Raw genomic sequence first — 21,173 nt, 5'->3', positions numbered from 1 at the left:
TCTGCGGGATGAATCGACGTTGACTCCCGGTATGATGCTCAACACACCGGGCAACGTGATTACCAGCGCTGTTTCAGCAGGTTGGGCTGAATACCGCCAATCGGTTTGGCGTTACTGACAACCTGTCTGGCGATGCCTGCCTCGAATTCGTCCCGGAAATATTTAATGGCGCTCTGCAACGGTTCGACCGCACCCGGCGCATGCGCGCAGAAGGTGTTGCCCGGCCCCAGGAAGCGGCACAATTGTTCCAGCGTTTCAATATCGCCGGGTTGCCCTTCACCACGCTCCAGCGCACGCAAAATCTTCACGCTCCACGGCAAGCCGTCACGGCAAGGCGTACACCAGCCGCAAGACTCACGGGCGAAAAACTCTTCCAGATTGCGGGTCAGCGATACCATGTTGATCTCATTATCGACCGCCATCGCCAGCGCCGTACCCAGACGGCTACCCGCCTTACCGATGTTTTCGAAGTCCATCGGTAAGTCGAGATGGGCATCGGTCAGAAAGTCGGTACCGGCTCCGCCAGGCTGCCACGCTTTTAAGGTCAGACCATCGCGCATCCCACCAGCATAGTCTTCCAGGATTTCACGGGCAGTCGTGCCAAACGGCAGTTCCCACAGACCTGGATTTTTCACACGGCCGGAGAAGCCCATCAGTTTGGTGCCGGCATCTTTACTCTTGCCAGCTGACAGCCCCTGATACCACTCAACACCATGCTCAATAATGGCAGGTACGTTGCACAGCGTTTCTACGTTGTTAACGCAGGTGGGTTTACCCCACGCACCAGCAGAAGCCGGGAACGGTGGTTTAGAGCGAGGATTGGCGCGACGACCTTCCAGCGAGTTGATAAGCGCTGTTTCTTCGCCGCAAATGTAACGACCCGCACCGGTGTGGACAAACAGCTCAAAATCAAAGCCGGTGCCCATGATGTTTTTGCCAAGCAGCCCTGCTTCTGTCGCCTCAGCGATAGCACGGCGCAAATTGGCCGCCGCCTCAACGTATTCGCCGCGCAGGAAGATATAACCGCGATATGCTTTCAGCGCATAAGCACCGATTAACATGCCTTCCACCAGCAGATGCGGCATTTGCTCCATCAGCAGGCGGTCTTTGTAAGTACCCGGTTCCATCTCATCCGCGTTGCACAGCAGGTAGCGGATATTCATGCTTTCATCTTTCGGCATCAGGCTCCACTTAAGACCTGTGGAGAAACCTGCGCCACCGCGACCACGCAACCCGGCATCTTTAACCAGGGTGACAACCTCATCCTGCGCCATACCGGTAAGCGCTTTTTTAGCACCGGCATAACCACTTTTGCTGCGGTATTCGTCCAACCATACCGGCTGCTTGTCGGCACGCAAGCGCCAGGTCAAAGGATGCTGTTCAGCCGTCAGAACAATGTTTTTACTCATTGATACTGCTCCAGTAACGAATCGAGATCATCAGGCTTCAACTGACTATGGGTGTCCTCGTCGATCATCATCGTCGGCCCCTTGTCGCAGTTCCCCAGACAGCAGGTCGGCAATAATGTGAAACGACCATCAAATGTCGTCTGGCCCGGCTTGATATTCAGCTTTCTCTCCAGCGCAGCCTGAATGCCTTGATAACCCGTGATGTGGCACACGACGCTGTCGCAGTAGCGGATAACATGGCGGCCTACCGGCTGACGGTAAATCTGGCTATAAAACGTCGCTACGCCTTCCACATCGCTGGCTGGGATACCCAGCACATCAGCAATGGCGTTAATCGCGCCATCCGGTACCCACCCACGCTGTTTCTGTACAATTTTCAGCGCCTCGATAGACGCCGCACGCGCATCTTCGTAGTGGTGTTTTTCATGCTCGATAGCATCACGCTCTGTGTCACTTAACACAAAAACATCGCTGGCGGCCTGCGCCGGAGCATCGATAGAATCCTGAGTGTTGTTATGGTCGTGCATAATTAGCGGTCCACATCTGACATGACAAAATCAATACTACCGAGGTATACGATCAAGTCGGATACCAGACAGCCACGAATCACCGCCGGGATCTGTTGCAGGTGCGCAAAGCTCGGCGTGCGAATACGGGTTCGGTAACTCATGGTGCTGCCGTCGCTGGTCAGGTAATAACTGTTGATTCCCTTGGTCGCTTCTATCATCTGGAATGATTCGTTAGCCGGCATCACCGGGCCCCAGGAAACCTGCAGGAAGTGGTTAATCAGCGTCTCAATATGTTGCAGCGTGCGCTCTTTCGGTGGCGGCGTAGTCAGCGGATGATCAGCCTTGAACGGACCTTCCGGCATGTTCTTCAGGCACTGTTCCAGAATACGCAGACTCTGACGCAACTCTTCTACTTTCAGCATGACGCGGCTGTAGCAATCACTAACGCCATCGCCCACCGGTATCTCAAAGTCGAAGTTTTCATAGCCAGAGTAAGGACGGGCTTTACGCACATCGAATGCGATGCCGGTAGCACGCAGGCCTGCGCCAGTCACGCCCCATTCCAACGCTTCTTTAGCGTTGTAAGCGGCAACACCCTGTGAACGCCCTTTCAGAATACTGTTTTGCAACGCGGCTTTGATGTAGGTGTCCAGACGAGCCGGCATCCAGTCAAGGAATTCACGCAGCAGACGCTCCCAGCCACGCGGCAGGTCATGTGCAACACCGCCGATACGGAACCAGGCCGGGTGCATACGGTAGCCGGTAACCGCTTCGACCAAGTCGTAGATTTTCTGACGATCGGTAAACGCGAAGAACACCGGTGTCATGGCACCGACGTCCTGAATAAAGGTACTGATGTACAGCAGGTGGCTGTTGATACGGAACAGTTCGGACAGCATGACGCGAATCACCTTCACGCGTTCCGGCACCTCGATACCCGCCAGTTTTTCCACCGCCAGCACATAAGGCATTTCATTTACACAACCGCCGAGGTATTCGATACGGTCGGTGTAAGGGATATAACTGTGCCAGGACTGGCGCTCACCCATTTTTTCCGCACCACGGTGGTGATAGCCGATATCAGGAATACAATCGACAATCTCTTCACCATCGAGCTGCAGGATGATACGGAAGGCACCATGCGCAGACGGGTGGTTCGGCCCCAGGTTCAGGAACATGAAGTCTTCGTTATTCGTACCGCGCTTCATCCCCCACTCTTCTGGTTTGAAGGTCAGGGACTCCATCTCCATGTCCTCGCGCTGTTTGGTCAGCACGAAAGGATCGAATTCGGTAGCACGCGCCGGGAAATCCTTCCGCAGCGGGTGACCCTGCCAGGTCTGCGGCATCATGATGCGCGTCAGGTGAGGGTGACCTTTGAAGGTGATACCAAACATGTCCCACACTTCACGCTCATACCAGTTGGCGTTAGGGAACAGTTTGGTCAGGGTAGGCATGTTGAGATCGTTTTCAGACAGCGCCACTTTCAGCATGATATCGCGGTTACGCTCAATCGAAATAAAGTGGTAGAAAACGGTAAAATCAGCATCCGGCAACCCCTGGCGGTGGGTACGCAGACGTTCGTCCACACCATGCAGGTCAAGCAGCATCACATAGGGTTTAGGCTGTTTTTTCAGGAAAACCACTACATCCAGCAATTGCTCGCGTTTCACCCAAACTACCGGCAGACCGGTACGGGTTGCCTGGATGGTGAATGCTTCCGGCCCAAAACGGTTACACAGCTCGCCAACGACCGGATCATCCATGTGATCACGGGTTTGCCATGCAGGCAGAGCGACATCGTGCGTCGTTAAATCTGTCATAAATTATGTCACCACAGTAAATGTGCTATTTCTGTGACTGATGATGGCTACACACGTTTATCGTGATATGAATTTACCGTGATCTTACGTAGCCACTACAGCCTTCACTCACAGGGGTCAAATCTCATCAGGAGAACGCAGGTTGGTTACCGCAATGCGCTCACCTCGTTTACGTTCGCGCTCAGATTGCATGTTAGCGCGGTAAACCCCCTGATCGCCTACCACCCATGACAGAGGACGGCGTTCCTTACCAATAGACTCTTTCAGCAGCAACAGTGCCTGCATGTAGGCTTCCGGACGTGGCGGGCATCCAGGGATGTACACATCGACCGGCAGGAACTTATCAACCCCCTGCACTACGGAATAAATATCGTACATACCGCCGGAATTCGCACAGGCTCCCATGGAGATAACCCATTTAGGTGCCAACATCTGGTCGTATAAACGCTGAATGACCGGCGCCATTTTTAAGAACGGCGTACCGGCCACGACCATGAAATCCGCCTGACGCGGTGAAGCACGAATAACTTCGGAACCAAAGCGCGCCACATCGTGCACTGAGGTAAAAGATGTCGCCATTTCTACATAGCAACAAGACAGACCGAAGTTATAAGGCCACAAGGAATTGCTGCGCCCCCAGTTGACCATGCTGTGCAGCGACTGTTCCAGGTTGCCCATGAAAACGCTGCGATTGACATGCTGCTCAAGCGGATCGCTGACAATCTCTTGCTTCTGGAGGGGGTAACGGTCGTTCTCACCGTCCGGGTCAATGCGGGTGAGCGTATAATCCATCTTCTAAATGCCTCGCTATTACTGCTGATGAGTGTTAGTGGTCTGGGTCACGACATTGGATTTCACGACTTGTCTTTTGGAACGCACAGGCGTCCAGTCCAACGCGCCGATGCGCACCAGATAGACCAAACCAGCCAACAGCACCAAAATGAAAATTGTAGCCTCGACGAAGCCTATCCACCCACTTTCCCGGACAGAAACTGACCAGGCGTAAAGATAGAGAGCTTCAACGTCGAAAATAACGAAAAACATGGCAACCAGGTAAAACTTGGCAGACAGGCGCAACCGCGCTGAGCCAACAGAAGCGATACCTGATTCATAAGGGATGTTTTTGTGTCGTGCCCGGGCTCTGCCTCCTAGCAGGAAGCCGCCGAGTAACATAAAGCCGCAGAGACCTACAGCAATGATAACGAATAGCGCAAAGGCCCAGTGATGGGCGAGGACTTCAGTAGTTGTTGACATACTCTTGCTTACTCATCAAAAGTGATCAGACACCTGCTCTTTACTCGGCAGTTTGTCGCCACATCGATTAAAAGGAAGGATTTTTCGCCACAAAAACGCCACAACGTATAAGGTTAAGCAGCGCTTTAATGCGGTCTGATTCCCTGTTATGTAACCTTATTTTCAACGCCACTAAAAATAACAGCACATTACTTTACATGCACGTGGTTTCGTTAACATTTTGTGTGTAACACGGTAACTAAATCGAGTCAGTCAATCGCCTCACGTTAACGATTCCTCCTGCAAAAACCCCTTAAGAGGCTGGGTGACTATACCATTTTCGACAAGAATTCCTGTTCCCCCATAGGGTTAATAGGGGTATTTTTTGATCCAGAACACACTTTTTTCATTTATGTTAGTAAAAAAATCGCGTCAGTTGCTCACCCATTCGCCTTTTCATTCGATCAACATAGCTTTAAAAAAAAGAAAAGCAGTTTTAATAAAATGGGAACGCAACGACGTGCAGAATAATGATAAGCGATTGGAAAATGTAGTGATAACCCCCTCATCAGGGGAAAGCGGAGAGTGAGTCGGCGGGACAAAAGACACAATCAAAAAAACCATCAAAAACCGCAACATAGCGAGGCTTATCGCCCCGCCATGTTGAGATATTGATAATATCGCGTAACGGATCAGTCGTTGGGCGGCTCACGCGTATCGTTTTCTGCCCCAGCACTCACCGGCAGCAGATGAGACCGCGTACCCGACTCGATAGCGCTGAAAATAGCGTTCGTCAGCTCGTTGTCATGATCCGGATTCTTGCACAGGTAGTAGCGAGTATCAGGCAGCTTCGGCAGCCCTTCCTCTTCACCCAACACGCGCAACTCCGGGCTCATCATTTCGACTGAGCGAACCGTAATCCCCAGGCCCGCTTTCACCGCCGCACGCACGGCAGACAACGTAGAAGCGACATAAGAGATTTTCCACGGAATACCCGCCGCAGTCAGTTGCTCAAGCGCCAGCGTACGGAACGGACTCGGCTCATCCAATACCACCAGGGAAACGGTCTCTCCTGGCTGATACTGGTAGTCGGCAGCGCAATACCACAATGTCGGAGATGTACGCAGCAACACATGGGGTAAATCCTCGGCATTAGACGTAGTAATGACCAGATCAATTTTCCCCTGTTGCAGCATATCCGCCATTTCTGCGCTGCGTTTGATACTGACCGCAATCGACAATTTCGGGAATACGGTAGTCACACGCTGCAGGATGAAAGGCAGAATAGTATCCGCCGTATCATCCGAAGCACCGATAGTCAGCGTACCCTGGATATCGCTATACATCAGTGAGGCGCACGCCTCATCATTAAACTGCAGAATTTTTCTGGCATACCCGAGAAACTGGATGCCATGCTCAGTCAGCAGCTTGTTTCGCCCGTGACGGGCAAACAGCTCTTTACCAATTAACTGCTCCAGACGCTGCATCTGCTGGCTTACCGCTGACTGTGTTCGACACACAGCGACAGCGGCTGCCGCAAACGTATTCAAATCTGCAACAGCGACGAACGTTCTCAACAGATCGAGATCAAGGTTGAGGACAGGGCGACTTGTATTTGTCATACGGCTCTTCACTTATCTATTTTAATTTTTAACAAACATACCTGGTGTTGATGTTGATGCCCCGACAAAGGCCGGATGCACAATAAAAGACGAACAGTATCGCAGACGAACGGTTACGGCAAAAGGCTATCTCTACTATATTCCTTTCCCCGAATCACCTCTCTCCCCTACCCTCCCTATTTAAGCATCTTATTACGGAATCAGACCATCAAGAAGGACCCTTTTATTATTTTAGATAGTAAAATAAAAATGAAAAAAACACCAGCTATCTCACCGCGCTGAAATTGACTGTCAGCAGATATAAGATTCTGATTGCGCTTACTTTACGAGCCACTGCTATCAAAATATACGACATCTCTTATTTTTCACTTTTGACGCATACTTTGTGCATCATTGATTGTTTGTTTGCTTGAAAAAGACATTACGCACAAAACATCGGCAGACCGTCAAATCACACTATTACGGTTGAAATCTCGATTTAATCCTGTCGCAAAACCCATCAACCGGCCTGATGAGTCTGCATCTATCGATACTCCTGCGGCTAATCTGCCATCCGTAATCATCCTGCAATCTGTAGGCACAACCACAACTAATACAGTGAGTTACTATCATTCCATGACACATTTTTTATGTAAAGATTATTTCTTTTTTGTAAAGGAATCAAAAAATACACAAAAGTGTCATATGTAACATAAATTTTCATGAAGTTATACGCGGCGAGTTCCAACGGAAAAATAATTATCGTATTTACGACAAGATAAGCCTGTTCTTTTTATTCCCGTACGGTCATTTACGCTATTCGGTTAAATCGTCTGGTTTTTTATTATCAGAAGCTTGGATAGTTTTTATTTCATCACCAATAAGGGAAATTTTCATGCTGCTCCACAGCGGAACATTTGCTTGCGCTTCCGCTATTACCTTATTTAAAAAATGGTTTTTCTGACACCAGAACTCATCGGCCATTTTATGATACCGGTTTCAGCACTTAAAACAGGTATCTCAATTACGTCAATGCGTGACCGAAATTATTCCCCAGCCCTCACCATAAGATGATTAACACGTCGTTATGCGAGCCAGATCGAATTATCGAACGAAGCCAGATGGTTTTGTTCTGGCCATCGACATCGGGATGTGGTCGAAAAATAAAAACGCTGCCACAATTTCAGAACATTCCGTTAACAGCAAATGCTTTTTATCGCCGCCATGTCGATAATCACTAATCTGGAAGCATCATCACAGCCATAGTAATGATTCTTCAAAACACACAACGAGAAGAGTACATTAGTATCGTTAGGCGATTACTCATCAGGAATAGGATCCTGTAAAAGGCTTGTTACATGTCACCGATAGAAAAATCGAAAAAACTGGAAAACGTTTGTTACGATATTCGTGGCCCAGTACTAAAAGAAGCAAAAAGACTGGAAGAAGAAGGCAACAAGGTACTTAAGCTGAATATTGGCAACCCGGCGCCTTTTGGGTTTGATGCCCCGGATGAAATTCTGGTGGATGTCATCCGCAATTTGCCAACCGCGCAAGGTTACTGTGATTCAAAAGGGTTGTACTCTGCCCGTAAAGCTATCGTGCAACACTATCAGGCGCGCGATATGCGTGATGTCACGTTGGAAGACGTCTACATCGGTAACGGCGTATCCGAGCTGATTGTCCAGTCAATGCAGGCGTTGCTGAATACCGGTGACGAAATGCTGGTGCCTGCACCGGACTACCCACTGTGGACCGCCGCGGTTTCGCTTTCCAGCGGCAACGCCGTGCACTACCGCTGTGATGAGGAATCCGACTGGTTCCCGGATCTGGATGATATCCGTAGCAAAATCACCCCTCGTACCCGGGGGATCGTCATTATTAACCCGAACAACCCGACCGGAGCGGTATACAGTAAAGAACTGCTGCTGGAAGTGGTTGAAATCGCGCGTCAGCATAACCTGATCATTTTTGCCGACGAGATTTACGACAAAATCCTTTATGACGACGCCCAGCATCATTCCATTGCCGCACTGGCACCGGATTTGCTGACCGTGACCTTCAACGGCCTGTCCAAGACCTATCGCGTCGCCGGGTTCCGGCAGGGGTGGATGGTGCTCAATGGCCCGAAAAAACACGCCCGCGGTTATATTGAAGGCTTGGAAATGCTGGCATCCATGCGCTTGTGCGCTAATGTGCCGATGCAGCATGCGATCCAGACGGCGCTGGGCGGTTACCAGAGTATCAGTGAATTCATTCATCCGGGCGGGCGTCTGTATGAACAGCGCAATCGTGCATGGGAACTGATTAACCAGATCCCCGGTGTTTCCTGTGTGAAACCCAATGGCGCGCTGTACATGTTCCCCCGCATTGACGCCAAACGGTTCAATATCCACGACGACCAGAAATTGGTACTGGACTTGCTGCTGCAAGAAAAAGTGCTGCTGGTACAAGGTACCGCATTTAACTGGCCGGAACCGGACCACCTGCGTATCGTGACGCTGCCGCGTGTTGATGATCTGGACATGGCAATCAACAAACTGGGCCGTTTCCTGGAAGGGTATCACCAGTAATGTGTTGTTGCGTCCGGCTCTGTAAGGTGCCGGACGCACCTTCTATCTATTCCGAACCTTTATTCCGAACCTTCCTATTATTCTGAACCGTTCTCTTCTCCTGCCCCTTTCACCACAGCTGCTTTTTCAGGCTAGCCCTGATTTGCTTCTTGATGTCAGAGCCGCCACAATAAACCCTCTATTGCCTTACGCCGAGAGATGTTCATGGTCCAGAGTCACTTCTTCGCTCATTTATCCCGCCTGAAACTCATTAGCCGCTGGCCGCTGATGCGCAATGTCCGGACAGAAAATGTCTCCGAACACAGTCTGCAGGTCGCCTTTGTCGCGCACGCGCTTGCCGTGATCAAAAACCGTAAATTCAATGGCAATATTAATGTTGGCCGTATTGCTTTGCTGGCCATGTACCATGACGCCAGCGAAGTGTTGACCGGCGACATGCCCACGCCGATTAAGTATTACAACGCACAGATTGCCCACGAATATAAGAAAATCGAAAAAATCGCCCGCCATAACCTGATCACCATGTTACCTGACGAACTGCAACAGGACTTCAGCCCACTGCTGGACGAATCTCACATCAGTGAAGAAGAACAGGCGATTGTTAAACAGGCGGATGCGCTTTGCGCGTACCTGAAGTGTCTGGAAGAACTATCGGCAGGTAATAATGAGTTTCTGCTGGCCAAAGCGCGACTGGAAAAAACGCTCCAGCAACGCCATAGCCCGGAAATGGATTACTTCATGACGGTGTTTATTCCGAGTTTTAGCCTGTCGCTGGACGAAATCAGCCAGGAATCGCCGCTGTAATCGCTCTTGCAGGCCAACTCAAACAGCCTGAGTCGGGCCTCAGGCTGTTCTCCTCGGTTGCGGTCAGAATGGGTATAACCAGGGCACCATCACCACGCTCACGACCATCACCACCAGGGTAAACGGTACGCCGACCCGAACAAAATCGCTGAAACGATATCCCCCCGGAGCCAGTACCAGCGTATTAACCGGCGAGGAAACCGGCGTCATAAATGCAGCCGAAGCGGCAATCGCGATGATCATTGCAAACGGGTAAGGCGAAACCTGCATCTGTTCTGCCGCAGCAATCGCAATCGGTGCCATCAAGACCGCCGTCGCCGTGTTGGAAATAAACAACCCCGTCAGTGCGCACAGTAGAAACAGGCATACCAGCATCACATGCGGCCCGGCATCACCGCCAATTTCCATCAGCCCTTTCACTACCAGCGCGACCCCACCGGTTTGCTGCAATGCCAGCGCAAACGGCATCATCCCGACGATAAGAATCAGGCTCGGCCAGTGTACTGCGCGATAGGCGCTTTCCATGTCGATACAGCGGAACTGCCCCATCAACAGACACGCAATCAAGGCAGCAATCGCGTTAGGAATTTCGTCGGTGAGCATCATCGCCACCATCAGCGCCAGACAAAATAACGCATGCGGGGCCTGATTACTGGCGGGAGCGACGTCATCGACTTCCGCCGGTAAATTGAGCACAATAAAATGACGCTTATGTTGATGTAGCAAACGGATGTTTTTCCAGTCGCCGATAACCAGCAGGATATCGCCCAGCTTCAACGCTTCGTCAGCCAGTGTCCCTTCCATCGCCTCACCGTCCCGGCGAATGCCGACAACCGTTAACCCATAGCGACTACGAAATGTGACCTCTTGCAACGTTTTGCCCAAAAGCCCGGAATCCGGGATAAGCGAGACCTCTGCCATACCGACATCGCGAGCCTGCTCAGAGAAATACTCACCGCGCAGTACCATCGGCTCCAGCCGCTGGGTGGCGCAAAACTCACGCAGGTCGACCTCCGATGCCGACATGTCGACCAGCAACACATCATTGAGCCGTAACTCGCTATTACCGCTGACGCTCACCATAATGCGCCGGAATTTTTGCCAGCGTTCAATCCCGACCACATTGGCACCATAGCGCTGGCGCAATTGCGAATCGTCCAGACGTTGACCAATGAGCGGTGATCCGGTTCGGATCGCCAACCGACGCGCCCGTCCGGTCAGCCGATACTCCCTGATAAGGTCCCGAAACGTTTTACGCTTCCATCCGTCTTTCTGGCCATCGCTATCTGTTGCGGTCAGCCAGAAACGCGCAACCAGCATATACACGATCCCGGTCAACAGAACGACGACACCGATAGGCGTGACGCTAAAAAAGCTGAACCCGGCCATTCCGGTTCGCATCAACTCACTGCTGACGACCATATTGGGTGGTGTCGCCACCAACGTCATCATCCCACTGATAAGCCCGGCGAAAGCCAGCGGCATCATCAGACGAGCTGGCGTCGTTTTCATTCGTGCGGCAACATTCAGCACCACGGGAATAAAAATAGCCACCACCCCGGTCGAACTCATGAAAGCCCCCAGCAGCGCTACCGTACACATCAGCAAAATCAGCATGCGGGTTTCACTCTGCCCGGCCACACGCATCAGCCAGTCGCCGACCTGATAAGCGACGCCAGTTCTCACCAGGCCTTCACCAATCACAAACAACGCCGCGATCAGGAATACGTTTGGATCGCTGAAACCAATCAGTGCCTCCTGTAGCGTTAGCGTACCACTCAAGACAAACGCGACGATTACCAGCAACGCGATCACATCCATGCGCAGCTTACCGGTGGCAAACAACACGATGGCAATCGATAACAGAATGACGACCCAGACTAGCGAACTGCTCAACATGCCTCCTCCTGACGTTAACAGTCCTTATTCATCAGGCGGCACTCCGGTCGGAAGTGGTTCTTCCAAAAGAGCCGCTTAAGCCCAGAATGCCATAAAAAAACCCTGACAAAGCAGGGTCTTGATCATGTTTAGCGGGGTTTGCGTCATCATTTCAGGGTGATATTCACCCAGCCATCTGCTGCACGCGAAATCTGCAATTGCTCAAGAGAAGATAATGCGGCATCTACCTCATCCAGACGTGGCGTATCGGCAGGTGCCTTCACCGCGATAACCTTGCACCCGGCGGCTAAACCCGACAGCACGCCAGCTGGCGCATCTTCCACCACGACACACTCTGCGGGTGACAGCCCCAAGCGTTCGGCACCCAGCAGGTAAGCATCCGGGTTCGGTTTACCCCGTGCTACCTGCTCTGCGGTAATAAACTCACGCGGAGCAGACAACCCCGCCTCGCGATGGCGGGCATGGGCAATCGGCACCGTTCCTGACGTCACTATCGCCCACGGGATATCCAGTTCATCCAGACGAGTCAGCAACGCCTGTGCGCCTGGCATGGCGACAATACCTGCCGTATCCGTCGCTTCAACCTGCTCCAGCTCAACAAACTCGCGTTGGATAGTCTCTTCGCTGGCACCTGCCAGAAAATGACGCAACGAGGTAATAGCTTGTTTACCATGAATAAAATCCAGGACCGTTTGCGGCGCAATATCATGATCTCGTGCCCAGTTACTCCAGGCCCGCTCCACCGCGGGCAATGAATCCACCAGCGTGCCGTCAAGATCAAACAGAAAACCTTTACACTCCACAAAAAGCCCCTTCTTTACTTATCTGCCCCTGAACCTAATCAGGCATTGATGATTTGTGCGATCTCCACCGCACTCAGGTGATACTGACGCGGGCAGGATTGCCAAATCGCCAGCATGCGGACGTATTTATCCCACATTTTGGTCTGTGAGTTAAAGCCATGTGTGCCGGAATCAAAATGAGGATAACGGCCTTCCACATGCACCATGAAGCGCACGTAACCAAGATAACGCGCCTCCGTTGCCGCATCGAAACCCAGAAACGCCAGGCGGCGCTCATCCATATCCGGTTTTTCTTTCAGGTTGGCCCAGGACACCTGCAACGCATGGTGCATTTCCATGACATTGATGAGGGTGCGGCATACATCTTCGCTCAAATCGCCAAAGTCGCGATCCAGCTCCCGCATTTGCAACCCATATCCTCGCTCAATAATGGTTTGTAAACGACGGTAACGCTCTGCGTTATCGGGATCCAGCATCGACATCATTTTGTACTGGTTAGACAGGATAAGTCTTTGAGCATTGGTCATTTCCATGGTGCACTCCTGAATCTGATTCCGACGAAAGGGATATTGACAGCAGAATCGCACACTGACTGGCAGTCGTTTCTTGATTTAAAACAGAATCGAATGGAAAAAAACTTAGCGTCTTTGGCTAAAAACCGGGTTTACATCAAAGAGAGTCCAGGAATGTCTTATCAAGTTGCTTGAAGGCACGATTCAGCACATCCGCCAGCATCTGATAAGTGGGCTCCCCCTCCACCGGTGCCAACGCCATCCCCGATTCCAGCAGCTTATTACGAATTTCATGAAACCAGTGTAATAAAGAAGGCGGTAGCGGTGTCACCGAACGACGCCCCAGCCACCATAACCCCTGCATTGGCAGGCTAAGCGCAAACAGCGCCGTTGCCACGCACGGACCTAATTGCCCGCCCAATCCAATTTGCCAGGTCAGGGTAAATACAGCCAGTGGCGGCATGATGCGAATGGCAAACCGGGTGGCTCGCACCACTCGATTTTCAGGAAACACCGGCGCCAGACGCTTATCCGCAGGCCAGGTTTTCATATAATGCTGACCAAGACGGAACCGTTGTAGCCATCCTGTTTTATCGGAGGGTTTCGTTGTCACGCTTAACCTCAATTTCATGTATAAAAAATAAAAAATTCGTACAAATCACCAACTGCAATTGACAAACTTAAAATATATTTTGTGTTTAATGATTGCTATCGGTATCCTAAAATAGCCTTTTGGCCGCGATAAAAGCCGTCTGACGCCGTTTGGTATTCGCTGTCGTGTTACTGTCGTGTCTGTGTATTTTCAGGCAGCGTGTTACCCTGTCATTCAGCGAGTCGGGCCACTGTTGATTTAGCGCGCAGCCCCCTTCACGGGTATTTGCTGTCGCCGTTTTTTGCTGCGCCGATGTCACCTCGTCAGGGCGTCCATACGCCGCCAGTCGATCAACATCGGTGTTTTCCGTTGTCATGTCTGGAAAGTTGACCCGGCCATGATGTTAATCATAAATGTCAACCGTCTTCTGCGCTACGCTAGTCGTTGTATGACATTTTTTTAACCATGTATAACAAGTAGGTACTTCCATGTCGAGTAAGTTAGTACTGGTTCTTAACTGCGGTAGTTCTTCTCTGAAGTTCGCCATCATTGATGCCGTTAACGGGGATGAATACCTGTCTGGTCTGGCCGAGTGTTTCAATCTGCCAGAAGCGCGCATCAAATGGAAAATCGATGGCGGCAAACAGGAAGCCGCACTGGGTGCCGGTGCCGCCCACAGTGAAGCACTGAGTTTTATCGTTAACACCATCCTCAGCCAGAAGCCGGAACTCTCCGCTCAACTGGTAGCGATTGGTCATCGTATCGTACATGGCGGCGAAAAGTTCACCCAGTCCGCTGTGATCAACGACGAAGTGTTGCAGGGTATCAAAGATGCGGTTCCATTCGCACCGCTGCATAACCCGGCTCACCTGATCGGCATCGAAGAAGCACTGAAAGAATTCCCGCACCTGAAAGACAAGAACGTCGCTGTTTTTGACACCGCGTTCCATCAGACTATGCCGGAAGAAGCCTACCTGTACGCCCTGCCGTACAAATTATACAAAGAACATCACATCCGTCGTTACGGCGCTCACGGTACCAGCCACTACTTTGTTTCCCGTGAAGCGGCAAAAGTCCTGAACAAGCCGGTAGACGAACTGAACGTCATTACCTGCCATCTGGGCAACGGCGGTTCTGTTAGCGCGATTCGCAACGGCAAATGCGTTGATACCTCTATGGGTCTGACACCGCTGGAAGGTCTGGTGATGGGTACCCGCAGTGGTGATATCGACCCGGCGGTGGTTTTCCACCTGCACGATTCCCTGGGTATGAGCGTAGACAGCATCAACAAAATGCTGACCAAAGAATCCGGTCTGCTGGGCCTGACTGAAGTGACCAGCGACTGCCGTTACGTGGAAGATAACTACGAGACCAAAGAAGACGCCAAGCGTGCGATGAACGTGTACTGCCATCGTCTGGCGAAGTACATCGGTTCTTACTCCGCGCTGATGGAAGGCCGTCTGGACGCGGTTATCTTCACCGGTGGTATCGGTGAAAACGCCGCCATGGTGCGTGAGCTGACGCTGAAGCAACTGGGTCTGCTGGGCTTCGAAGTTGACCACGAGCGTAACCTGGCTGCCCGCTTTGGCAAAGGCGGCAACATCGCTAAAGACGGTACCCGTCCGGCATTGGTTATCCCGACCAACGAAGAACTGGTCATCGCTCAGGATGCACTGAGCCTGACCGCCTAAGTCTCCCCCACTCCGTCAGCCCAGGCTGACGGAGTTGTTTTAGCAGCATCGTTTTTGAACAACGAGCAACCGCAAACAGAGGTTAAGCCGTGTCCCGTACAATCATGTTGATTCCTACTGGCACCAGCGTGGGCCTGACCAGCGTCAGCCTGGGTGTCATTCGTTCCATGGAACAAAAAGGCGTGCGTCTGAGCGTATTCAAGCCTATCGCCCAGCCACGTTCCGGTGATAGCACACTGGATCAGACCACCACTATCGTTCGTGCCACATCCGCCATTCCAGCCGCTGAACCGCTGGCAATGAGCTACGTGGAATCCATGCTGAGCAGCAACCAGCAGGACGTTCTGCTGGAAGAGATCATCGCTCGCTACCACGAAAATACCAAAGACGCAGAAGTCGTGTTGGTTGAAGGTCTGGTTCCGACCCGTAAACACCAGTTCGCCAACGCGCTGAACTATGAAATCGCCAAAACGCTGAATGCGGAAATCGTCTTCGTACTGGCGCTGGGTAATGACTCCCCGGCACAGTTGAAAGAGCGTATCGACATCGCCCGTTCCAGCTTCGGCGGCAGCAAGAACAAAAACATCACCGGCGTTATCATCAACAAACTGAATGCACCGGTCGATGAACAGGGTCGCACCCGTCCTGATCTGTCTGAGATCTTTGACGACTCGACCAAAGCCAGCGTGGCCAACATCGATCCGAAGCTGCTGTTTGCCAACAGCCCGCTGCCGATTCTGGGTTGCGTACCCTGGAGTTTCGATCTGATCGCCACCCGCGCCATCGATATGGCCAACCACCTGAACGCTCGCGTTATCAACACAGGCGACATTCAGACCCGTCGCGTGAAATCGGTAACATTCTGCGCCCGCAGCATTCCGCACATGCTGGAGCATTTCCGCCCTGGTTCACTGTTGGTGACCTCTGCTGACCGTCCGGATGTACTGGTTGCTGCCTGTCTGGCTGCCATGAACGGTGTTGAAATCGGTGCCCTGCTGCTGACCGGCGGTTACGAAATCGACCCGGCTATCAGCAAGCTGTGCGACCGTGCCTTCCAGACCGGCCTGCCGGTGTTCATGGTCAAGACCAATACCTGGCAGACCTCACTGAACCTGCAGAGCTTCAATCTGGAACTGCCGCCGGACGACCATGAGCGTGTGGAAAAAGTGCAGGAATACGTGGCTCGCCACATCGATGCCCAGTGGATCGACTCCCTGACCGCCACCTCTGAGCGTTCACGTCGCCTGTCTCCGCCAGCGTTCCGCTATCAGTTGACCGAACTGGCACGTCAGGCTGGCAAACGTATCGTACTGCCGGAAGGCGACGAACCGCGTACCGTTAAAGCCGCTTCCATCTGTGCCGAACGCGGTATCGCACAGTGCGTGCTGTTGGGCAACCCGGATGAAATCCAGCGCGTCGCCGCTGCACAGGGTGTGGAACTGGGCAAAGGTATCGAGATTATCGACCCGGTTGAAGCCCGTGAACGCTATGTCCCGCGTCTGGTTGAACTGCGTAAGAGCAAAGGCATGACCGAAGTGGTCGCCCGCGAACAACTCGAAGACAACGTGGTTCTGGGTACCCTGATGCTGGAACAAGGCGAAGTTGACGGTCTGGTCTCCGGTGCCGTTCACACTACCGCTAACACCATTCGTCCGCCGTTGCAGTTGATCAAAACCGCACCGGGCAGCTCACTGGTGTCTTCCGTGTTCTTCATGCTGCTGCCAGAGCAGGTACTGGTGTATGGCGACTGCGCCATCAACCCGGACCCGACGGCTGAACAGCTGGCTGAAATCGCTATCCAGTCCGCCGACTCGGCTGCCGCTTTCGGCATCGACCCGCGTGTGGCGATGATCTCCTACTCCACCGGTAACTCTGGTGCGGGCAGCGATGTGGATAAAGTTCGTGAAGCAACCCGTCTGGCGCAGGAAAAACGCCCGGATCTGGTCATTGACGGCCCGCTGCAGTACGACGCGGCTATCATGGCTGACGTTGCACAGTCCAAAGCACCGAACTCACCGGTTGCGGGTAAAGCCACCGTGTTCGTGTTCCCGGACCTGAACACCGGTAACACCACTTACAAAGCGGTACAGCGTTCTGCCGACCTGATTTCCATCGGGCCAATGCTGCAAGGCATGCGTAAACCGGTTAACGACCTGTCCCGTGGCGCACTGGTAGACGACATCGTCTATACCGTAGCCCTGACCGCTATTCAAGCTACCCAGATTGCCTGATGAGGGTGTGGCGGTGCATCAACTGATACGTCGCTACGACAGAAACACAAACGCCAGCATCCGCTGGCGTTTTTTATTCAACCCATTATTACCGTAACGACAATTAATGCTCTTCTTCTACGGTATCATGGTCTTGTGTTCCGCTCGGCTCCTCGTTTTGAGCGCGTGACGTCACACGTGTCGGCTTGATGTAATCATTGTTACTGCCACTGTTGCGGCTCAGCCAAAGCGATAATGCTTTGAGTGAATCCGGGGTGAACTCATCACAGCGCGCGGTAATCTCCTCCGGTGTCAGCCAGCTCACCTCGTCAATCTCTTCAGCTTGCAAGGCAAACGGGCCATGCATGACACAGCTGAACAACGCGCCCCACACCCGGCAATCATCGCTTTCATAATAAAACAGGCCGTGTTCGGCAAACGGAACACCCGCGATACCCAATTCCTCTTCCGCCTCACGGCGCGCCGACTCCAGCAGATTCTCACCCGTTTGCACCACGCCGCCTGCGGTCGCATCCAGCCAGCCGGGGTAAAAATCTTTGGTTTCGGTACGGCGCTGGACCAGAATCTTGCCCATGCCATCATGTACGACAATATAGGTAGCGCGGTGTCGCAGATGCTGAGCACGCATCTGTTGGCGGCTCGACTGGGCAATCACCTCGTTGTTCTCATCAACGATGTCGACCCACTCTGTACCTGCCGTCTGTGTTTGTTCCACCATCCTCTGAAACCCTTTCGTCATCACGCGCTGATGCGCATCTGTTTTTAGAAATATTGGAATTATCGATGTAACCTGAGAGTAGTAGCGTCTAAATTAGTGGCTAATCGCAACCTGTGCAATAGTCTCCCCGCCTTGTAATGGCACAACCTGCAACACGCCGTTTTCCAGTAAGCCGTAACTGGCAGGGTAACCGCCCTTCGGCAGGCTGACAGAACCGGGGTTGAAGCAAAAAATATCATCACGTCGCTCGGCTACCGGGATATGCGTGTGGCCAAACACCAGCACATCACCGGCGTGCAGCGGTGGTCGTTTTTCCGGATGATAAAGGTGCCCGTGGGTTAAAAATAAGCGGTTACCCGGTAACAGCACCTGCTGCCAGGGGGCAGTAATGGGGAATTGCAGCAGCATCTGATCAACCTCGCTGTCACAGTTTCCCCGCACCGCCATAATCTGCGACGCATAACGGTTCAACAAACTCGCGACATCCGCAGGTTGATAACGATCCGGTAACGGGTTGCGGGGGCCGTGATTAAGAAAATCGCCCAGCAGAATCAGCCAGTCAGCGCCGCTTTGTTCAAAACGGTCCAACAGGGTTTCAGTGGCTGACAGTGAGCCATGCAGGTCAGAGGCAAACATCAGTTTCATGGTTCTATCCCGATGTGTGAATACATTCAGTCTCGCTATAGTACCAAAAACCCATGTCATCACAGGCAAAATTATCAGCCCTGACGCTTTTCGAGAGGAGCCAATACCGTAGCGCTATCTGTATGAAAGGAAAAGAATAGCCATAACGGTTATTTATGTCTTATCCGCTAAGGTGCTAGGCTTTTGTCTGCCCATTGCTTTTCGGAGTCTTCCGCCTCAGGCCAATGACTCCCCCCACTGGAGAGATGATTCATGATTGATGTGTATTACGCCCCGACGCCTAACGGTCACAAAATCACCCTGTTCCTGGAAGAAGCACAATTACCTTACCAATTGCACAGGGTAGATATCAGCGCAGGCGACCAGTTCAAGCCCGCGTTACTGGCGATTTCCCCGAATAACAAAATCCCCGCGATTGTGGATAACCAACCGGCAGATCAGGGAGCTCCGCTCAGCCTGTTCGAATCCGGAGCTATCTTGCTCTATCTGGCGGAAAAAACCGGCAAGCTATTGAGTACTGACATGCGGGAGCGCGCTACCACCCTGCAATGGTTATTCTGGCAGATGGCAGGCTTTGGCCCCATGCTGGGACAAAACCATCATTTCAATCACTATGCGCCGCAGCCGGTGCCCTATGCTATCGAGCGCTATCAGAAAGAAACGGAACGACTATACGGAGTGTTGAACAAGCAGTTGTCTGAGCACACCTGGCTTGCTGGCAATGCGTACAGTATTGCCGATATCGCCACCTACCCCTGGGTGGTGTCACATGAACGCCAGCGTATTGATCTTGACGACTTCCCGGCGGTAAAAGGCTGGTTTGAGCGTATCCGCGAACGTCCGGCCACAGAGCGTGCCTACCAACTGGCAACCAAAGCCTGATAAAAATCGCATACGAGTCCCACGTCCGGTGTACCGGGCGTGGTTTCGTCCTCCCTTCCTCGCACTTCCTCTCCCTTCGCTATCGCCACGAAGGCTGTCACTGCGCTTTGTGTTGTCATCCCATCACGCTATGCTGTTTCGACTAACCTGAAAAGTGCTTGTTCCACTGATAAAAATTCCCTGAGATGTGGCTAATATCACCGGCAGGTGCAGATGAATCATCTATGCTGAAATCAGAGTGAATCAACGCGATGCCAGCGTATAAAACACTACCATCACTCCCAGGGGAATAACCTGATACACGAAGCGAGGCCAGCTTATGAAGCTACTGATTACCGGGGGAACCGGCCTTATTGGGCGTCATCTGATTGCGCGTTTGTTGTCCCTGTCACATCAGGTCACCGTCGTTTCCCGCTCGCCGGAACGCGCGCGACGACTGCTGGGCGATCAGGTTACGTATTGGCATGAACTGGAAGATAAGACCTCGTTGGATGGCTTTGATGGCGTTATCAATCTGGCGGGGGAGCCTATCGCCGATAAGCGCTGGACCAAAGCCCAGAAAGCGCGTCTGTGCCATAGCCGCTGGGACATCACCCGGCAACTGGCACAGTTGATCCGCCACAGTCAGACGCCGCCAGCGGTGTTTTTGTCCGGCTCAGCCGTTGGTTATTACGGCGATCAGGGGCAAGCGCTGGTAACCGAAGATGAGCCGCCTCACGATGACTTTACCCATGAACTCTGCGCCCGTTGGGAAGCACTGGCACTGGAAGCTGAAAGCGACAAGACCCGTGTATGCCTGATGCGTACCGGGGTGGTGTTATCGGCAGAAGGCGGCGCGCTGGCAAAAATGCTGCCGATTTTCCGCCTCGGGTTAGGTGGCCCGATCGGCTCTGGCAGGCAATACCTGCCATGGATTCATATTGATGATATGACCAACGCTATTTTATACCTGCTGGATACCCCCATGCTGAACGGCCCCTTCAACATGGTGTCGCCTTATCCGGTGCGTAACGAGAAATTCTCCGCCATGTTGGCGAATGTGCTGGATCGTCCCGGCTTTATGCGCACACCCGGTTGGGCACTCAGGATAGTGATGGGCGAAGCTGCGACACTGTTGTTGGGTGGACAACGTGCCATTCCCCAACAACTGGAAAAAGCCGGGTTCGGTTTTCGCTTTTTCGAGCTGGAAGAAGCCTTGAACGAGTTGTTGCACCCTCGCGCCAGCTGAGTGGTCTCAACCAGCGCGAGGAG

The 21,173-nt window shown here is 52.5% G+C and carries 19 protein-coding genes; 6 read left to right on the top strand and 13 right to left on the bottom strand.

Features of this window, described 5'->3' with window-relative positions; all coding sequences use genetic code 11:
* Positions 1–59: 59 nt before the first annotated feature.
* The 7 genes from nuoF to LF929_RS06790 form a co-directional block, all read right to left on the bottom strand.
* A complete protein-coding gene (gene nuoF, locus LF929_RS06820; RefSeq protein WP_226093321.1) occupies positions 60–1,409 on the bottom strand; it encodes an NADH-quinone oxidoreductase subunit NuoF in 1,350 nt (449 codons plus the stop codon).
* Positions 1,406–1,936 (bottom strand): NADH-quinone oxidoreductase subunit NuoE, encoded by a 531-nt coding sequence (gene nuoE / locus LF929_RS06815; RefSeq protein ID WP_016941080.1) that lies wholly within the window; start codon positions 1,934–1,936, stop codon positions 1,406–1,408. Before nuoE ends, nuoF begins: the two co-directional genes overlap by 4 nt.
* A 2-nt stretch (positions 1,937–1,938) precedes the next feature.
* Positions 1,939–3,738 (bottom strand): NADH-quinone oxidoreductase subunit C/D, encoded by a 1,800-nt coding sequence (gene nuoC, locus LF929_RS06810; protein WP_038905010.1) that lies wholly within the window; start codon positions 3,736–3,738, stop codon positions 1,939–1,941.
* A 117-nt stretch (positions 3,739–3,855) separates the two neighbouring features.
* A complete protein-coding gene (locus LF929_RS06805) occupies positions 3,856–4,530 on the bottom strand; it encodes an NADH-quinone oxidoreductase subunit B family protein (protein ID WP_012885398.1) in 675 nt (224 codons plus the stop codon).
* Between the two features lie 18 nt (positions 4,531–4,548).
* On the bottom strand, positions 4,549–4,992 hold the full coding sequence (locus LF929_RS06800; RefSeq protein ID WP_012885399.1) for an NADH-quinone oxidoreductase subunit A: 444 nt from the start codon (positions 4,990–4,992) through the stop codon (positions 4,549–4,551).
* A 671-nt stretch (positions 4,993–5,663) separates the two neighbouring features.
* Positions 5,664–6,593, bottom strand: coding sequence for a transcriptional regulator LrhA (lrhA, locus tag LF929_RS06795; RefSeq protein WP_038905011.1), 930 nt, complete (start codon positions 6,591–6,593; stop codon positions 5,664–5,666).
* Positions 6,594–7,388: 795 nt separating this feature from the next.
* Positions 7,389–7,556 carry a hypothetical protein gene (locus LF929_RS06790; RefSeq protein ID WP_210176478.1) on the bottom strand — a complete coding sequence of 56 codons (168 nt, stop codon included), beginning with the start codon at positions 7,554–7,556 and terminating at the stop codon, positions 7,389–7,391.
* A gap of 374 nt (positions 7,557–7,930) precedes the next feature.
* Here LF929_RS06790 and LF929_RS06785 point away from each other — a divergent pair, with 374 nt between their 5' ends.
* Positions 7,931–9,145 (top strand): pyridoxal phosphate-dependent aminotransferase, encoded by a 1,215-nt coding sequence (locus LF929_RS06785; protein ID WP_012885401.1) that lies wholly within the window; start codon positions 7,931–7,933, stop codon positions 9,143–9,145.
* 204 nt (positions 9,146–9,349) lie between these two features.
* Positions 9,350–9,949, top strand: a complete 600-nt coding sequence (yfbR, locus tag LF929_RS06780) for a 5'-deoxynucleotidase (RefSeq protein WP_038908541.1) — start codon at positions 9,350–9,352, stop codon at positions 9,947–9,949.
* 63 nt (positions 9,950–10,012) lie between these two features.
* Here the strand turns inward: yfbR and LF929_RS06775 are convergent, their stop codons facing one another.
* The 4 genes from LF929_RS06775 to yfbV all read right to left on the bottom strand — a co-directional run bounded on the left by LF929_RS06775 (position 10,013) and on the right by yfbV (position 13,776).
* Positions 10,013–11,848, bottom strand: a complete 1,836-nt coding sequence (locus LF929_RS06775) for an SLC13 family permease (protein ID WP_152494868.1) — start codon at positions 11,846–11,848, stop codon at positions 10,013–10,015.
* A gap of 146 nt (positions 11,849–11,994) precedes the next feature.
* Positions 11,995–12,651: a sugar phosphatase gene (locus LF929_RS06770; protein ID WP_038908542.1), complete on the bottom strand. Its 657-nt coding sequence runs from the start codon at positions 12,649–12,651 to the stop codon at positions 11,995–11,997.
* A gap of 38 nt (positions 12,652–12,689) precedes the next feature.
* Positions 12,690–13,184, bottom strand: coding sequence for a YfbU family protein (locus LF929_RS06765; protein WP_012885405.1), 495 nt, complete (start codon positions 13,182–13,184; stop codon positions 12,690–12,692).
* 136 nt (positions 13,185–13,320) lie between these two features.
* Positions 13,321–13,776, bottom strand: a complete 456-nt coding sequence (yfbV, locus tag LF929_RS06760) for a terminus macrodomain insulation protein YfbV (RefSeq protein ID WP_038905014.1) — start codon at positions 13,774–13,776, stop codon at positions 13,321–13,323.
* Positions 13,777–14,243: 467 nt separating this feature from the next.
* Between yfbV and ackA the strand changes: the two genes are divergently transcribed.
* Together ackA and pta are read left to right on the top strand one after the other, a co-directional pair.
* Entirely contained in the window at positions 14,244–15,446 is a 1,203-nt protein-coding gene (gene ackA / locus LF929_RS06755; protein WP_038905015.1) for an acetate kinase, read from the top strand.
* Between the two features lie 89 nt (positions 15,447–15,535).
* Positions 15,536–17,677, top strand: a complete 2,142-nt coding sequence (gene pta, locus LF929_RS06750) for a phosphate acetyltransferase (protein ID WP_038908543.1) — start codon at positions 15,536–15,538, stop codon at positions 17,675–17,677.
* A gap of 103 nt (positions 17,678–17,780) precedes the next feature.
* Here pta and yfcD read toward each other — a convergent pair whose 3' ends face one another.
* The gene (gene yfcD / locus LF929_RS06745; protein ID WP_016941091.1) at positions 17,781–18,395 is read right to left on the bottom strand and encodes an NUDIX hydrolase YfcD; all 615 of its coding nucleotides are present in this window, start codon (positions 18,393–18,395) and stop codon (positions 17,781–17,783) included.
* Positions 18,396–18,488: 93 nt separating this feature from the next.
* Positions 18,489–19,040, bottom strand: a complete 552-nt coding sequence (gene yfcE, locus LF929_RS06740; protein ID WP_012885410.1) for a phosphodiesterase — start codon at positions 19,038–19,040, stop codon at positions 18,489–18,491.
* A gap of 252 nt (positions 19,041–19,292) precedes the next feature.
* Here yfcE and yfcG point away from each other — a divergent pair, with 252 nt between their 5' ends.
* On the top strand, positions 19,293–19,922 hold the full coding sequence (yfcG, locus tag LF929_RS06735; RefSeq protein ID WP_226093322.1) for a GSH-dependent disulfide bond oxidoreductase: 630 nt from the start codon (positions 19,293–19,295) through the stop codon (positions 19,920–19,922).
* A 319-nt stretch (positions 19,923–20,241) separates the two neighbouring features.
* Entirely contained in the window at positions 20,242–21,150 is a 909-nt protein-coding gene (locus tag LF929_RS06730) for a TIGR01777 family oxidoreductase (RefSeq protein WP_210174190.1), read from the top strand.
* Positions 21,151–21,173 lie beyond the last annotated feature (23 nt).

It is taken from the genome of Dickeya oryzae (assembly GCF_020406815.2).
Taxonomy (GTDB): Bacteria; Pseudomonadota; Gammaproteobacteria; order Enterobacterales; family Enterobacteriaceae; genus Dickeya; species Dickeya oryzae.
Note: the sequence above shows the minus strand (reverse complement) of the source record. Positions and strands in the feature narration are given on the sequence as shown.

Bases quoted from the DNA above. Each gene is read 5' to 3' on its own strand.
- yfcE (WP_012885410.1), bottom strand. From the start codon at position 19,040: ATGAAACTGATGTTTGCCTCTGACCTGCATGGCTCACTGTCAGCCACT.
- ackA (WP_038905015.1), top strand. From the start codon at position 14,244: ATGTCGAGTAAGTTAGTACTGGTTCTTAACTGCGGTAGTTCTTCTCTG.
- LF929_RS06775 (WP_152494868.1), bottom strand. From the start codon at position 11,848: ATGTTGAGCAGTTCGCTAGTCTGGGTCGTCATTCTGTTATCGATTGCC.
- LF929_RS06730 (WP_210174190.1), top strand. From the start codon at position 20,242: ATGAAGCTACTGATTACCGGGGGAACCGGCCTTATTGGGCGTCATCTG.
- yfcG (WP_226093322.1), top strand. From the start codon at position 19,293: ATGATTGATGTGTATTACGCCCCGACGCCTAACGGTCACAAAATCACC.
- yfcD (WP_016941091.1), bottom strand. From the start codon at position 18,395: ATGGTGGAACAAACACAGACGGCAGGTACAGAGTGGGTCGACATCGTT.
- LF929_RS06800 (WP_012885399.1), bottom strand. From the start codon at position 4,992: ATGTCAACAACTACTGAAGTCCTCGCCCATCACTGGGCCTTTGCGCTA.
- lrhA (WP_038905011.1), bottom strand. From the start codon at position 6,593: ATGACAAATACAAGTCGCCCTGTCCTCAACCTTGATCTCGATCTGTTG.
- nuoE (WP_016941080.1), bottom strand. From the start codon at position 1,936: ATGCACGACCATAACAACACTCAGGATTCTATCGATGCTCCGGCGCAG.
- nuoC (WP_038905010.1), bottom strand. From the start codon at position 3,738: ATGACAGATTTAACGACGCACGATGTCGCTCTGCCTGCATGGCAAACC.
- yfbR (WP_038908541.1), top strand. From the start codon at position 9,350: ATGGTCCAGAGTCACTTCTTCGCTCATTTATCCCGCCTGAAACTCATT.
- LF929_RS06765 (WP_012885405.1), bottom strand. From the start codon at position 13,184: ATGGAAATGACCAATGCTCAAAGACTTATCCTGTCTAACCAGTACAAA.
- LF929_RS06805 (WP_012885398.1), bottom strand. From the start codon at position 4,530: ATGGATTATACGCTCACCCGCATTGACCCGGACGGTGAGAACGACCGT.
- LF929_RS06790 (WP_210176478.1), bottom strand. From the start codon at position 7,556: ATGGCCGATGAGTTCTGGTGTCAGAAAAACCATTTTTTAAATAAGGTA.
- nuoF (WP_226093321.1), bottom strand. From the start codon at position 1,409: ATGAGTAAAAACATTGTTCTGACGGCTGAACAGCATCCTTTGACCTGG.
- LF929_RS06785 (WP_012885401.1), top strand. From the start codon at position 7,931: ATGTCACCGATAGAAAAATCGAAAAAACTGGAAAACGTTTGTTACGAT.